The organism is Pseudomonas sp. 05N434, from assembly GCF_056396965.1.
Window position 1 is genome coordinate 1 of sequence record NZ_JBFTMK010000941.1, and the last position, 1,003, is coordinate 1,003.

3 protein-coding genes are annotated in these 1,003 nt (G+C 59.6%); 2 read left to right on the forward strand and 1 reads right to left on the reverse strand.

Annotation, left to right across the window (positions count from 1 at the left end; translation table 11 throughout):
• Positions 1 to 453: RtcB family protein (locus AC1DLB_RS30895; RefSeq protein WP_477786392.1), on the reverse strand; the 453-nt coding region annotated here is incomplete at its 3' end.
• A 91-nt stretch (positions 454 to 544) separates the two neighbouring features.
• Between AC1DLB_RS30895 and AC1DLB_RS30900 the strand changes: the two genes are divergently transcribed.
• Together AC1DLB_RS30900 and bamE are read left to right on the forward strand one after the other, a co-directional pair.
• Positions 545 to 784, forward strand: coding sequence for a hypothetical protein (locus tag AC1DLB_RS30900; RefSeq protein WP_018927986.1), 240 nt, complete (start codon positions 545 to 547; stop codon positions 782 to 784).
• 11 nt (positions 785 to 795) lie between these two features.
• The coding region (gene bamE, locus AC1DLB_RS30905) for an outer membrane protein assembly factor BamE domain-containing protein (RefSeq protein WP_477786393.1) at positions 796 to 1,003 on the forward strand (208 nt) is incomplete at its 3' end.

Genomic DNA, 1,003 nt, shown 5'->3' on the forward strand with positions numbered 1-1,003 from the left:
CTTGTCGGTGATCGCCTTGAACCGAGGGTTCAGCGCCGCCCAAGCCTGATCGGCCTGCTGTGGAACGCGTTCCCAGGCGCCTTCGTCACGGCGGCCATGGCTCAACGTGCGGCCATGGGGCACGGCCTTTTCAATGGCAGTGCGCAGACCATGCAGGTTGTCCGGCAAGTCGGCAGCGGTCAGCGAGGTGCGCGCGGCGATCACGCCGCAGCCGATGTCCACGCCCACGGCCGCCGGAATGATCGCGCCCACGGTGGGGATCACGCTGCCGATGGTGGAACCTTTGCCCAGGTGCACGTCCGGCATCACCGCCAGGTGCTTGAAGATGAACGGCATCTTCGCGGTATTGATCAGTTGCTGCCGGGCTTCGCTTTCGACCGGTACGCCTTCGGTCCAGAGTTTGATCGGCTTGCCGTTGGCGACTTCCAGCAGTTGGTAGGCAGGTTGTTGCATGATTTCGACTCTCTTTGGATCAGACGAACATAACGCTCCATCGAGGTAAATGGGATTACTATTTCGTAGCGGGGAATTGCAGGAGGTCATCATGTGGCTTAACGAATATGAACAGCAACTACGGCGCGACCTGCAAGGTGTGGCGTCGGATCTGAGGTGGTCGGCGGTAGAGCTTTTGCGCATCGCAGAGCAGTTGCGTCTGGCCGGCAATGATGTGGACGCAGAGGCGACGCTCAGGCTGTGCTCCTTGTTCCAGGGCGATGAAGAGCGGCTGGCGGGCTATGCTGAAGAAGTGAAAGCAAAAACCATCACGCGAACGAAAGTTCACTAGAGAGCATTGCCATGAACAAGCCTCTATGCGCGCTGATCGCCGTGCTGGCGGCGACAGGTGGCTGTAACACGGAATCGCATATCTACCGGGACCAACCGCTGGTCGCCAAGGTCGAAGCCGGCATGACCAAGGATCAGGTCGAGCAGATTGGCGGCAAGCCGCTATCGATCACCGATCGCACGGTGGAGCCAGGCACTTGCTTTGATTACAAGTTGACCC

Bases quoted from the DNA above. Each gene is read 5' to 3' on its own strand.
- AC1DLB_RS30900 (WP_018927986.1), top strand. From the start codon at position 545: ATGTGGCTTAACGAATATGAACAGCAACTACGGCGCGACCTGCAAGGT.